Origin of the sequence: Micromonospora sp. KC606, from assembly GCF_004348675.1 — a bacterium.
In the GTDB taxonomy this organism is placed as follows: domain Bacteria; phylum Actinomycetota; class Actinomycetes; order Mycobacteriales; family Micromonosporaceae; genus Micromonospora.
Genome location: NZ_SMKN01000036.1, coordinates 23,405 through 36,025, shown reverse-complemented (window position 1 = coordinate 36,025; position 12,621 = coordinate 23,405). Strand labels below are relative to the sequence as shown.

Below are 12,621 nucleotides of genomic sequence, written 5' to 3'. Positions count from 1 at the left end.
GGCCGGTGCGGGCAGGAGGGGGCCGGCGGGTGCCGGTCCCGCAGCGAACGTGAGGAGAGCGACGGATGGAGACCTTCGGTGCCCGGCTGCACCGGGCCGTGGCCGAGCGGGGACCGCTCTGCGTGGGCATCGACCCGCATCCCGGGCTGTTGGCCCGCTGGGGACTGCCGGACGACGTTGACGGGCTGGACCGGTTCGCCCGGACGGTGGTCGAGGCGATCGGTGACCAGGTCGCGGTCGTCAAGCCCCAATCGGCTTTTTTCGAGCGTTTCGGCGCTCGGGGTGTTGGAATTCTTGAGTCAACTATCCGACAGTTGCGCGAATCCGGGGCGCTCGTGCTGCTGGACGTGAAGCGCGGCGACATCGGTTCGACCGTCGCCGCCTACGCCTCGGCCTACCTCGACCCGGCCGCCACGTTGTCTGTCGATGCGGTGACCGCCAGCCCCTACCTGGGCGTCGGCGCGCTGGCCCCGATGTTCGAGCTGGCGGCGGCACACGGCGGCGGTGTCTTCGTGCTGGCGCTCACCTCGAACCCGGAGGGGGCGCTGGTGCAGCGGGCCCGAACCGCCGACGGGCGCACCGTGGCGCAGACCGTCATCGACGAGATTTCCCAGCTCAACGCGGATGCGCAGCCACTGGGAAGCTTCGGGCTGGTGGTGGGTGCGACGGTGGGCGAGACCGGCCACGACCTGTCCCGGGTCAACGGCCCGCTGCTCGCTCCGGGGCTGGGCGCGCAGGGCGCGACGGCCGCCGATCTGCGGACGGTGTTCGGGTCGAGCCTGCCCTCGGTGCTCCCGTCGTACTCCCGCGAGGTGCTGGGGGCGGGCCCGGATCCGGTCGCCCTGCGGGCCGCCGTGGAGCGTGTTCTGGCCGACTGCCGGGCTGTTCTGGCTGACTGACGGCTCGGTCACTTTGCGTTGATCTTCGCGCGTCCACGTTGCCGAAAGCTCCGGCGACCGCTAGTTTTCCCCGCGCTGGTAACCACGGACCCCTTTGGTTACCGGCGACACCATGTTTCACAGAGCGGCGGTGCGTTCCGCCCGTCGCGATAGGGACCTGAGGAGAACTGGTGCCGCTCCCGTCACTGACCCCCGAGCAGCGCGCTGCCGCGCTGGAGAAGGCCGCGGAGATCCGCAAGGCCCGTGCTGAGCTGAAGGAGCAGCTCAAGCAGGGCAAGACCACCCTCGCCGCCGTCCTTGAGCGGGCTGAGTCCGACGACGTCGTCGGCAAGCTCAAGGTCTCGGCCGTCCTGCAGGCCATGCCGGGCATCGGCAAGATCCGGGCGACCCAGATCATGGAGAAGCTCAAGATCGCCGACAGCCGTCGCCTGCGTGGCCTGGGCGAGCAGCAGCGCAAGGCGCTGCTTGGAGAGTTCGCCGCGAACTGAGGTCCGCCACCGTGTAGAAACAAGCGGTGAGCACGGATGACGAGGCGCGCCCGGCGGCTCAGCTCACCGTCCTGACCGGACCGTCTGGTGCCGGCCGGGACGGTGTGGTCGAGCGTGTCCGGGCGCGTTCTCCGTCCGTGTGGGTGCCGGTGCCGGTCACCACCCGGCCACGGTGCCCGGGTGAGCGCGACGGCGTCGACCGGCACTTCGTCACACCCGCCCAGTTCGACCGGCTGGTCGCCGCCGGGAAGCTGCTGGAGTGGTTCCGGGTGGGCCCGCACCTGCGCGGCACCCCCCGCGATCCGTTGCGGATCCGGCTCGCGCAGGGGCGGCCCGTGCTGCTCCCGCTCGACCTGCCCGGCGCGCTCGCCGTCCGGGCGTCGCTGCCGGGCGTCCGCCTGGTGCTGCTGACGCGGCCCGGGAGGCGCGTCGCGCCGGCGGTCGCCGAGGCCGTCGAACACATCGTGGTCCACGACCTCACCGAGCGGGCCGTGGACGAGCTGGTAGGCTTGCTCGGTTCTTCCTATCTGGCTCCCGCTTGGCCGCCGCCACTACGCGGTTGAGCGACCAGCCGCGCTCGCGCGGTCACTTCAGACGCAGAGGTATTTCGTGGGATCCATCGCCAACCCCGAGGGCATCACCAACCCGCCGATCGACGAGCTCCTCGAGAAGACCACCTCGAAGTACGCGCTGGTGATCTTCGCCGCCAAGCGCGCGCGCCAGGTCAACGCGTACTACAGCCAGCTCGGTGAGGGCCTGCTGGAGTACGTCGGCCCGCTCGTGGAGACGACCCCGCAGGAGAAGCCGCTGTCCATCGCCATGCGCGAGATCAACGCGGGCCTGCTCACCGCTGAGCCGACCGACCAGCCGTAACACCCCGCGCGTCGATGTCCGCCGAGATCGTCCTCGGGGTCGGCGGCGGCATCGCCGCCTACAAGGCGTGTGAGCTGCTGCGACTGTTCACCGAGTCGGGGCACCGGGTTCGCGTCGTGCCGACCGCGTCGGCGCTCCGTTTCGTCGGGGCGCCGACCTGGGCGGCGCTCTCCGGGCAGCCGGTCGCCGACGACGTGTGGTCCGACGTGCACGAGGTGCCGCACGTCCGGCTCGGCCAGCGGGCGGACCTGGTGGTCGTCGCGCCGGCCACGGCGGACCTGCTGGCCAAGGCGGCCCACGGTCTCGCCGACGACCTGCTCAGCAACACGCTGCTCACCGCCCGCTGCCCGGTGGTGCTCGCCCCGGCGATGCACACCGAGATGTGGGAGCACCCGGCGACCGTCGCCAATGTCGCGACGCTGCGTTCCCGGGGCATCCGCGTGATCGAGCCCGCCGTCGGCCGGCTCACCGGCGCCGACAGCGGCAAGGGTCGGCTGCCCGACCCGGCGGAGATCTTCGCCGTCGCCCGGCGGGCCCTCGCCCGGGGCGTCGACGCCCCGGCCGACTTCGCCGGCCGGCACGTCGTGGTGACCGCCGGCGGCACCCGCGAGCCGCTGGACCCGGTTCGGTTCCTCGGCAACCGCTCCTCCGGCAAGCAGGGGTACGCCTTCGCGCGAGCCGCGGTGGCCCGGGGCGCGCGGGTCACCCTGGTCTCGGCCAACGTGGCGCTGCCCGACCCGGCCGGGGTCGACCTGGTCCGGGTCGGCACCACCGACGAACTGCGGACGGCCACCCTGGCCGCGGCCGAGGTCGCCGACGTGGTAGTGATGGCGGCGGCGCCGGCCGACTTCCGCCCGGCCAGCTACGCGTCCGGCAAGATCAAGAAGGCGGACGATGGCAGCGCCCCCACCATCGAGCTGGTCACCAACCCGGACATCGCCGCCGAGCTGGGCCGGCGGCGTCGGCCGGAGCAGGTGCTGGTGGTCTTCGCCGCCGAAACCGACGACGCGGAGGTCAACGGGCGGGCCAAGCTGGCCCGCAAGCGAGCCGACCTGATCGTCGTCAACGAGGTCGGCGAGGACAAGGTCTTCGGGGCGGAGACCAACGCGGCGACCGTCATCGGCGCGGACGGCGCGGTGCACGTCCTGCCTGAGCAGCAGAAGGAGGACCTGGCCGACGACGTCTGGGACCTCGTGGTGGCTCGACTGGCCGATCTGTCCTGAGCGCTGGGCAGGTTCACGTTCCCCGACTATCTTCTGACCCGGGTGGCTAAACTGCCGCGGAGCGACCTATTCCAAAGAGTTTTCAAGTGCTTAGGAGTGCCGTGACACGTCTCTTCACGTCCGAATCGGTCACGGAAGGCCACCCGGACAAGATCGCCGACCAGATCAGCGACGGCATCCTCGACGCTCTGCTCACCCAGGATGCGCACAGCCGGGTCGCGGTGGAGACCCTGATCACCACGGGCCAGGTGCACGTCGCCGGCGAGGTGACCACCAAGGCGTACGCCGACATCCCCACCATCGTCCGGGACACCATCCTGGGCATCGGGTACGACTCGTCGAAGAAGGGCTTCGACGGCGCGTCCTGCGGCGTCAGTGTCTCCATCGGTCAGCAGTCCGCCGACATCGCCCAGGGCGTCGACAACGCCTTCGAGTTGCGTACCGGCGCGTCGGAGAGCGCGTTGGACGCACAGGGCGCCGGCGACCAGGGCATGATGTTCGGCTTCGCCTGCTCCGAGACGCCCGAGCTGATGCCGTTGCCGATCGCCCTGGCGCACCGGCTGGCCCGCCGGCTCTCCGCGGTGCGCAAGGACGGCACGATCCCGTACCTGCGGCCCGACGGCAAGACCCAGGTCACCATCGAGTACGACGGCCTGCGGCCGGTGCGGCTCGACACCGTCGTCGTCTCCAGTCAGCACGCCGCGGACATCTCGCTGGAGTCGCTGCTCACCCCGGACGTGCGCGAGCACGTCATCGATCCGGAGCTGGAGGGCCTCGGTCTGGAGACCGAGGGGTACCGGCTGCTGGTCAACCCGACCGGCCGGTTCGAGATCGGTGGGCCGATGGGTGACGCCGGCCTGACCGGCCGCAAGATCATCGTCGACACCTACGGCGGGTACGCCCGGCACGGCGGTGGCGCCTTCTCCGGCAAGGATCCGTCCAAGGTGGACCGCTCGGCCGCGTACGCGATGCGTTGGGTGGCCAAGAACGTCGTGGCCGCCGGCCTGGCCGAGCGCTGCGAGGCACAGGTCGCCTACGCCATCGGCAAGGCGCATCCGGTCAGCCTGTTCATCGAGACGTTCGGCACCGAGGCGGTGCCGGTCGCCGCGATCGAGAAGGCGGTCGCCGAGATCTTCGACCTTCGCCCGGCCGCCATCATCCGGGACCTGAACCTGCTCCGCCCGATCTACCAGCAGACCGCCGCGTACGGCCACTTCGGCCGCGAGCTTCCGGACCTGACCTGGGAGAGCACCGACCGGGCCGCCGACCTCAAGTCGGCCGCGGGAGCCTGACCGGCGCCAGGCGCGGCGACCGGCGACCCGCCGACGGGTCGCCGGTCGCGCGCGTCTGCGTGGACGTCCCCCTGCCTCACCTGGACCGCCCGTTCGACTACCTGGTCCCCGCCGCCCTGGACGCCGGGGCGCTTCCCGGGGTGCGGGTGAAGGTCCGCTTCGCCGGGCAGCTGGTCGACGGCTGGCTGCTGGAGCGGGTCGCCGAGTCGACCCACCCCCGGCTGGCGTACCTGGAGAAGGTGGTCTCCCCGGAACCGGTGCTGGCCCCCGAGGTCGCCCGGCTCGCGCGGGCCGTCGCCGACCGGTACGCCGGCAGCCTCGCCGACGTGCTCCGCCTCGCCGTCCCACCCCGGCACGCCCGCGTCGAGAAGGAATCTCCCGCTGTCCCGGCCGGCGCGGCGGTGGCCACCGGCGCTGCCGAGCCGCCGCCGGTCGCTGATCGGCCGGGCGCCGGCGGACGGGACGCTCCGGTCGACGTCGAGCCAGTCCGGCCCGAGCCGGCCGCCGCTGCCGCCGTTTCCGATCCCGTCGGCTCCGGTCGCGCCGCCGCTGCCGCCGTTCCCGATCCCGTCGGCTCCGGTCGCGCCGCCGGCGGCTCCGCCCCGATGGTCGACCCGCGCGGTTGGCGGGACTACCCGGCCGGGCCCACGTTCCTGTGCGCGCTCACCGACGGCCGGGCCCCCCGCGCGGTCTGGTCGGCCCTCGCCGGTGAGGACTGGGCGGCCCGGTACGCCGACGCGGTCGCCGCCACCGTCGCCGGCGGGCGGGGGGCGGTCGTCGTGGTCGCCGACGCCCGGGATCTGGAGCGCCTCGACGTCGCCCTCAGCGCGACTCTCGGCCCGGGGCGGCACGCCTGTCTCTCCGCAGCCCTGGGGCCAGCCCGCCGCTACCGGGCGTTCCTCGCCGCGCGGCGCGGCGACGTCCCGGTGGTGATCGGCACCCGGGCGGCGATGTTCGCCCCGGTGGACCGGCTCGGTCTGGTGGCGATCTGGGATGACGGCGACGACCTGCACGCCGAGCTCCGGGCGCCGTACCCGCACGCCCGGGAGGTGCTGCTGACCCGGGCCCAGCTCGCCGGGGCCGCCGCTCTGGTCGGCGGGTTCACCCGCACCGCCGAGGCGCAGTTGCTGGTGGAGACGGGCTGGGCCCGCGAGGTGGTCGCCGACCGGGCGACCGTGCGGGCGCGTACCCCGGCGATCGCCCCCACCGGTGACGACCCACAGCTGGCCCGCGACCCGGGGGCGGCCACCGCCCGGCTGCCCAGCCTGGCCTGGACCACCGCCCGGGACACTCTGCGCGCGGACGCCCCCGTGCTGGTCCAGGTGCCCCGCCGCGGCTACCTGCCCTCGGTCTCCTGCGCCGGGTGCCGCACCCCCGCCCGCTGCCCGCACTGTGCCGGCCCGCTCGCCCTGCCCTCGGCCGACGGCGCGCCCGCCTGCCGCTGGTGCGGCCGGATCGCCGCCGCGTACGCCTGCCCGGAGTGCGGCGGGCGGCGGCTGCGCGCCGCGGTCACCGGCGCCCGCCGCACCGCCGAGGAACTGGGTCGGGCCTTCCCCGGCGTGCCGGTGCGCACCTCCGGCCGCGAGGAGGTGCTGCCCACCGTGCCCGCCGGTGCCGCCCTGGTGATCGCCACGCCGGGCGCCGAGCCGGTCGCCGAGGGCGGCTACGGCGCGGTGCTGCTGCTCGACGCCTGGGCCCTGCTCACCCGGGCCGACCTGCGCGCCGGCGAGGAGACGCTGCGTCGCTGGCTGGCCGCCGCCGCGCTGGCCCGGTCCGCCCCGGACGGGGGGCGGGTGGTGGTGGTCGCCGACGGCGCGCTCGCCCCGGTGCAGGCGCTGCTGCGCTGGGATCCCGCCTGGTTCGCGGCCCGGGAGTTGGCCGAGCGCCGGGAGCTGGGCTTCCCGCCGGCGGTGAGGATGGCCAGCGTCACCGGTCCCGCCGCGGCGGTGGCCGATCTGCTCGCCGGAGCCCGGCTGCCAGACGACGCCGAGGTGCTCGGCCCGGTCCCGGCCGACGAGGACCGGGAGCGGATGCTGGTCCGGGTGCCCCGGTCGCGGGGCGCTGCCCTGGCCGAGGCGCTGCACAGGGCGGCCGGGGGACGCAGCGCCCGGAAGGCGGCCGACCCGGTCCGCCTCCAGGTCGACCCACTGAGTCTGTTCTGAGGCCCGCACCGGTGATCCGCGACACCGTACGGCCGACAGCCGTCGTCGCGGTGCGTCACCGTCGCACGCCGCGTCCGACAGGCTGCTGGCGGATGCGTGATAGCATCGCCCGTCATGCCCGGGCGCACGAATGGCGCGACGATGGCGGAAAGCGTCGATCCGAAGCCCAATCGATGATGTCAACCAGCCGGTGATCAGGGGTGGACCAGTCGTGACCGTTCGTAAATCGATCGTCTTCAACGGTGACCTCGGCAGCGGCAAGAGCACCGTTTCCGTCGAGATCGCCCGGCGGCTGGGGATGCGCCGGGTCAGCGTCGGCGACCTCTACCGCCAGATGGCGCAGGAGCGGCAGATGACCGCGCTCCAACTGAACCTGCACGCCGAGTTGGACCAGGCGGTCGACGGCTACGTCGACCAGCTCCAGCGGGACATCGCCGCCTCCGGCGAGGCGCTGGTGATGGACTCCCGGCTGGCGTGGCACTTCTTCACCGACGCGCTCAAGGTACACATGATCACCGAGCCGGGCGAGGCTGCCCGACGGGTGCTGCTGCGCCCGTCCGGCCCGGCCGAGAGCTACATCTCGCTGGAGGAGGCCAAGGCCAAACTCAGGGAGCGTAGCGAGAGTGAGCGCAACCGGTTCATCGTCCGGTACGGCGTGGACAAGGCCCGGCTGCGCAACTACGACCTGGTCTGCGACAGCACCCGGGCCACGGCCGACGAGGTGATCACGCACATCATCGACGCGTACGAGGGCCGGATCGGCGCCGACGTGCTGCGCGACGCCCCGCCGCTGCTGCTGCTCGACCCGGCCCGGGTCTACCCGACCGAGGACATCACCACCCTGCGCGGGTTGTGGGACTCGGAGTTCGTCGGGGAGGTGGCCGAGGCCGGCGGCGAGGCGTTGGAACCGCTTCGGATCGGCTACACCGGCGAGTACTTCTTCGTCGTCGACGGTCACCGCCGGCTCAGCGCCGCGCTGCAGAACGGGTTCCACCTCGTGCCCGCGCAGCTGGTCGCGGAGGTGGGGGAGCCGGTGGTCGGTGGGATGAGCGCGGTCGACTACTTCGCCGCCCACGCCCGCCCGTCCACCATCCACGACTGGGCGGCCGCGCACGGCGTCACGCTGCCGCTGCCCGAACACGCCCTGCTCAACGGCGACGCGGTTTTGGCGGGGGATCCGAGCTCCGGGGCCTGAGCGCAGCCCGACGCCGACCGGGGTCGCCGGGACGGATCCGGTCGCGCATGATGGAGCCTTCCGACGCGAAGAGGGAGGCCGGTCATGGACGCACCCGAGGCGCTCGCCCTGCTCATGTCGCCGTCGGGGCGGATCGACCCGTACCCCACCTACGAGCGGCTGCGCGCGCACGGCCCGGTGGTCCAGGCCGGTCCGGTGTTCTACCTGGTCACCGGCTACGACGAGGCCGACACGATCCTGCGTGATCCCCGGTTCGGGGTGCTGGACGACACGCTGCGCGACCAGCTCTTCCCCGGCTGGCGGAACAGCCCGGCCATCTCGTCGGTCGCCCGGTCGATGCTGCGGACGAATCCGCCCGACCACAGCCGGATGCGGCGGCTGGCGGCCGGCGCGTTCACCCCGCGCCGCGTCGCCGCGCTGCGGGAGGCGGTCGTCGTCCAGGCCGATGAGCTTGTCGACGCCATGGTCGAGCGGGGTCGTGCCGGAGCGCCGGTGGACTTCATGGCAGAGTTCGCGTACCCGCTGCCGGTCGGGGTGATCTGCGCGCTGCTCGGCGTCCCGGCGGCCGACCGTCCGCTGTTCCGCCGCTGGGCCGCCGACCTGACCGAGATGCTGGAGCCGGAGTTCACCCCCGCGCAGCTCGTCGCCGCCGACCGGGGCGCGGCCGAGCTGAGCGCCTACTTCGCCGACCTGGTCGCCGCCCGGCGTCGGGCGCCGGCCGACGACCTGACCACCGCGCTGGTCCAGGCGCACGACGCCGACGGCGACCGGCTCTCCGGCGACGAACTGCTGGCCAACCTGGTGGTGCTGCTGGTGGCCGGCTTCGAGACCACCACCAACCTGCTCGGCAACGGCCTGGTCGTGCTGCTGGAACGTCCTCGTGCGGCGGACACCCTGCGGGCCCGGCCCGATCTCGCCCCCGACTACGTCGAGGAGCTGCTGCGCTACGACTCGCCGGTGCAGCTCACCAGCCGGACCAGCATCGCCCCGGCGACCGTCGGCGGGGTCGACCTGCCGGCCGGCGCCTGGGCGATGCTGCTGCTCGGGGCCGCCAACCGGGACCCGCGCCGCTGGCCGGAACCGGCGGCCTTCGACCCGTGGCGGCCACCGGCGCAACCGCTGTCGTTCGGGGCCGGGCCGCACTACTGCCTCGGCGCCGGGCTGGCACGGCTGGAGGCCCAGGTCGCCCTCCCGCTGTTGTTGCGCCGGCTGCCGGGGCTCGCCCTGGCCGGCCGGCCCCGGCACCGGGCCCGGCTCACCCTGCGCGGCTACGAGACCCTCCCGGTGACCATCGACACGCAGGCCCGCGCCCCGCAGGATGGCACGCCGGCCAGAACGGGCGCCGGCACTCCGTAGACTGGTACGGCACCGTCCGTCCGACCGAAGGAGCCACACCGCGTGACCGTCCAGCCCATCCGTCTGTTCGGGAATCCGGTGCTGCGCACGCCGGCCGATCCGGTCGTCGACTTCGACGTCGAGCTGCGCAAGCTCATCGCCGACCTCACCGACACGATGCGTGAGCACAGTGGCGCCGGCCTGGCCGCGCCACAGCTCGGCGTGGGCCTGCGGGTGTTCACCTTCGACGTGGACGACGTCCTCGGTCACCTGGTCAACCCCGTGCTGGAGTTCCCCGACGAGGAGGAGCAGGACGGCCCCGAGGGCTGTCTGTCCATCCCCGGGCTCTACTTCGACACCAAGCGCCGGCAGAACGTCGTCGCCAAGGGCTTCAACGGCTACGGCGACCCGATGCAGATCGTCGGCACCGGGCTGATGGCCCGCTGTGTCCAGCACGAGACCGACCACCTCGACGGGGTGCTCTTCGTCGACCGGCTGGATCCGGCCGGGCGCAAGGAGGCGATGAAGGCGATCCGCCAGGCGGAGTGGTACGACCCGGTCGCCCCGCCCACGGTCAAGCTGAGCCCGCACGCCGTCGGCAATCCGTTCGGTCTGGGGCGGTGAGCCGGTTGCGTCTGGTCTTCGCCGGCACCCCGGCCGTCGCCGTCCCCGCCCTGGCCGCCGTGCACGCCTCCGGGCACGAGCTACTGGCCGTGGTCACCCGCCCCGACGCCCCGGCCGGTCGGGGCCGGGGGCTGGTCCGTTCCCCGGTCGGGGCCTGGGCCGACGAGCACGGCGTCGAGGTGCTCACCCCCGCCAGGCCCCGGGAGCCGGAGTTCCTCGACCGGCTACGCGAGTTCGCGCCCGACTGCGTGCCCGTGGTCGCGTACGGCGCGCTGGTGCCGCCGGTCGCCCTGGAGGTTCCCCGGCACGGTTGGATCAACCTGCACTTCTCGCTGCTGCCGGCCTGGCGCGGCGCGGCCCCCGTGCAGCACGCCGTGCTGCACGGCGACGAGCTGACCGGCGCCAGTGTCTTCCAGCTGGAGCAGGGGCTGGACACCGGCCCGGTGTACGGCACCCTGACCGACGAGATCCGGCCGACCGACACCTCCGGCGACCTGCTGGAACGGCTGGCCCACTCTGGCGCCGGCCTGCTGGTGGCCGTCCTCGACGCGATCGAGGCGGGGACGGCGCGGGCCGAGCCACAGCCGGCGGACGGAGTCTCCCTGGCGCCGAAGCTCACCGTGGAGGACGCCCGGATCCGCTGGAGCGACCCGGCGTTCGCGGTGGACCGGCGCGTCCGCGCCTGTACGCCGGCCCCCGGTCCCTGGACGACCTTCCGGCAGGAGCGGGTGAAGCTGGGCCCGGTCACTCCGGTCGCCGACGGTCCCGAGCTGAAGCCCGGTGAGCTGCTGGTGGAGAAGTCCCGGGTGCTGGCCGGCACGGCGACGACGCCGGTGCGCCTGGGCGAGGTGCGGGCGGCCGGGAAGAAGGCCATGCCGGCGAGCGACTGGGTGCGCGGCGCCCGGGTCGGCGCCGGCGAGGTGTTCGCGTGACCGCCCCCTCGGAGCGACCCGACGATTCCCGCACCGACGGCTTCCGCGACGACCGTCGTGGCGGCTCGGGGACCGACCGCGATGACCGTGCCGCGTTCCGGCGTGCCGGCGCGCCGCGCGGTGACCGCCCGGGTGGCGGCCAGCGCGGCGACCGGTCGGGTGCTGCGGGGTGGGGCGACCGCGGCGGTGGCGACCGGCGTGGCGGCCGGCCCTTCCGGCCGGCCGTCGACCTGCCCCGGTACGCGGCCTACCAGGCGGTTGCGGCCGTGCACCGCGACGACGCGTACGCCAATCTGGTGCTGCCGGCGATCCTGCGCGAGCAGGGGCTGACCGGCCGGGACGCGGCCTTCGCCACCGAGCTGACGTACGGCACGATGCGCCACACCGGCACCCTGGACGCGATCCTGACCGACGCGGCCGGACGGGACGTCGCGCGGATCGACCCGCCGGTGCGCGACGCCCTGCGGCTCGGGGCGTACCAACTCCTGCACACCCGGGTGCCGGCGCATGCGGCGGTCTCCTCGACCGTGGATCTGGTGCGCGCGGTCGGTCCGGGGGCCACCGGCTTCGCCAACGCGGTGCTGCGCGAGGTCGCCGGCCGGGACGCCGACGCCTGGGTGGCGAAGCTCGCCCCGTCGATGGAGGCTGACCCGATCGGACATCTGGCGTTGGCGTACAGCCATCCGCAGTGGATCGTGCGGGCGTTCGCCGAGGCGCTCGGCGGCGACCTGGGGGAGACCACCCGGCTGCTGATCGAGGACAACGAGCGGCCCCCGGTGCATCTGTGCGCCCGGCCCGGCCTCGCCGATCCGGTGGAGTTGGCCGACGCGGTGGGTGGCGCTCCCGGCGCCTTCTCCCCGTACGCCGTCTATCTGGCCGGCGGGGCGCCGGGCGACCTGCCGGCGTTGGCCGAGGGCCGCGCGCACGTGCAGGACGAGGGCTCGCAGTTGGTGGCGCACGCGCTGGCCACCGCCCCGCTCGACGGTCCGGACGGGCGTTGGCTCGACCTGTGTGCCGGCCCAGGCGGCAAGTCCGGCCTGCTCGGCGCGCTCGCCGCACAGCGCGGTGCCCGGCTGACCGCGGTGGAGGTATCCGAGCACCGGGCCCGGCTGGTCGAGCAGGCCACCCAGGGGCTGCCGGTGACCGTGCTGCACACCGACGGCCGCACCGTCGGCGCGGACCCGAAGCTGCCGGAGGGGCACTTCGACCGGGTCCTGGTGGACGCGCCCTGCACCGGCCTGGGATCGCTGCGCCGCCGGCCCGAGTCCCGGTGGCGCCGTCAGCCCTCGGACCTGCCGCCGTTGACCCGGCTGCAACGGGAGCTGCTCGCCGCCGCGCTGCGCGCGGTCCGCCCCGGCGGTCTTGTCGCCTACGTGACCTGTTCGCCGCACGTTGTGGAGACGCACGTGACGGTGACCGAGGCGGCCCGGCGGTCTGCCGTGCCGGCGGATTTCGTCGACGCCCGCCCGCTGCTGCCCGCCGGCATGCCCGGGCTGGGCGACGGCCCGACGGTGCAGCTCTGGCCGCACCGGCACGGCACCGACGCGATGTTCCTCGCGGTGCTGCGGCGCGGCTGACCGTGCGCGCGGCGCGTGGGC

12 protein-coding genes are annotated in these 12,621 nt (G+C 74.1%); all 12 read left to right on the top strand.

Annotated elements, in window-relative coordinates; genetic code table 11:
- Positions 1-65 precede the first annotated feature (65 nt).
- The 12 genes from pyrF to E1193_RS11020 all read left to right on the top strand — a co-directional run bounded on the left by pyrF (position 66) and on the right by E1193_RS11020 (position 12,600).
- The gene (gene pyrF / locus E1193_RS11075) at positions 66-899 is read left to right on the top strand and encodes an orotidine-5'-phosphate decarboxylase (protein WP_132182838.1); all 834 of its coding nucleotides are present in this window, start codon (positions 66-68) and stop codon (positions 897-899) included.
- Positions 900-1,069: 170 nt separating this feature from the next.
- Positions 1,070-1,387: an integration host factor, actinobacterial type gene (gene mihF, locus E1193_RS11070; protein ID WP_088962722.1), complete on the top strand. Its 318-nt coding sequence runs from the start codon at positions 1,070-1,072 to the stop codon at positions 1,385-1,387.
- Between the two features lie 26 nt (positions 1,388-1,413).
- Positions 1,414-1,950: a guanylate kinase gene (locus tag E1193_RS11065; RefSeq protein ID WP_132182836.1), complete on the top strand. Its 537-nt coding sequence runs from the start codon at positions 1,414-1,416 to the stop codon at positions 1,948-1,950.
- A gap of 46 nt (positions 1,951-1,996) precedes the next feature.
- Complete coding sequence (gene rpoZ / locus E1193_RS11060; RefSeq protein ID WP_007075826.1) at positions 1,997-2,260, top strand: DNA-directed RNA polymerase subunit omega; 264 nt, start codon at positions 1,997-1,999, stop codon at positions 2,258-2,260.
- A gap of 14 nt (positions 2,261-2,274) precedes the next feature.
- The gene (gene coaBC, locus E1193_RS11055; protein ID WP_132182834.1) at positions 2,275-3,483 is read left to right on the top strand and encodes a bifunctional phosphopantothenoylcysteine decarboxylase/phosphopantothenate--cysteine ligase CoaBC; all 1,209 of its coding nucleotides are present in this window, start codon (positions 2,275-2,277) and stop codon (positions 3,481-3,483) included.
- A gap of 101 nt (positions 3,484-3,584) precedes the next feature.
- Entirely contained in the window at positions 3,585-4,775 is a 1,191-nt protein-coding gene (metK, locus tag E1193_RS11050; RefSeq protein ID WP_132182832.1) for a methionine adenosyltransferase, read from the top strand.
- Between the two features lie 59 nt (positions 4,776-4,834).
- On the top strand, positions 4,835-6,937 hold the full coding sequence (locus tag E1193_RS11045) for a primosomal protein N' (RefSeq protein WP_132182830.1): 2,103 nt from the start codon (positions 4,835-4,837) through the stop codon (positions 6,935-6,937).
- 211 nt (positions 6,938-7,148) lie between these two features.
- The gene (locus E1193_RS11040; RefSeq protein ID WP_132182828.1) at positions 7,149-8,132 is read left to right on the top strand and encodes an AAA family ATPase; all 984 of its coding nucleotides are present in this window, start codon (positions 7,149-7,151) and stop codon (positions 8,130-8,132) included.
- Between the two features lie 84 nt (positions 8,133-8,216).
- On the top strand, positions 8,217-9,488 hold the full coding sequence (locus E1193_RS11035; RefSeq protein ID WP_132182826.1) for a cytochrome P450: 1,272 nt from the start codon (positions 8,217-8,219) through the stop codon (positions 9,486-9,488).
- Between the two features lie 42 nt (positions 9,489-9,530).
- Entirely contained in the window at positions 9,531-10,091 is a 561-nt protein-coding gene (gene def, locus E1193_RS11030; protein ID WP_132182824.1) for a peptide deformylase, read from the top strand.
- A 5-nt stretch (positions 10,092-10,096) separates the two neighbouring features.
- Complete coding sequence (fmt, locus tag E1193_RS11025) at positions 10,097-11,023, top strand: methionyl-tRNA formyltransferase (protein WP_132182840.1); 927 nt, start codon at positions 10,097-10,099, stop codon at positions 11,021-11,023.
- Positions 10,978-12,600: an RsmB/NOP family class I SAM-dependent RNA methyltransferase gene (locus tag E1193_RS11020; RefSeq protein WP_243707499.1), complete on the top strand. Its 1,623-nt coding sequence runs from the start codon at positions 10,978-10,980 to the stop codon at positions 12,598-12,600. Before fmt ends, E1193_RS11020 begins: the two co-directional genes overlap by 46 nt.
- The last annotated feature ends 21 nt before the right edge of the window (positions 12,601-12,621 follow it).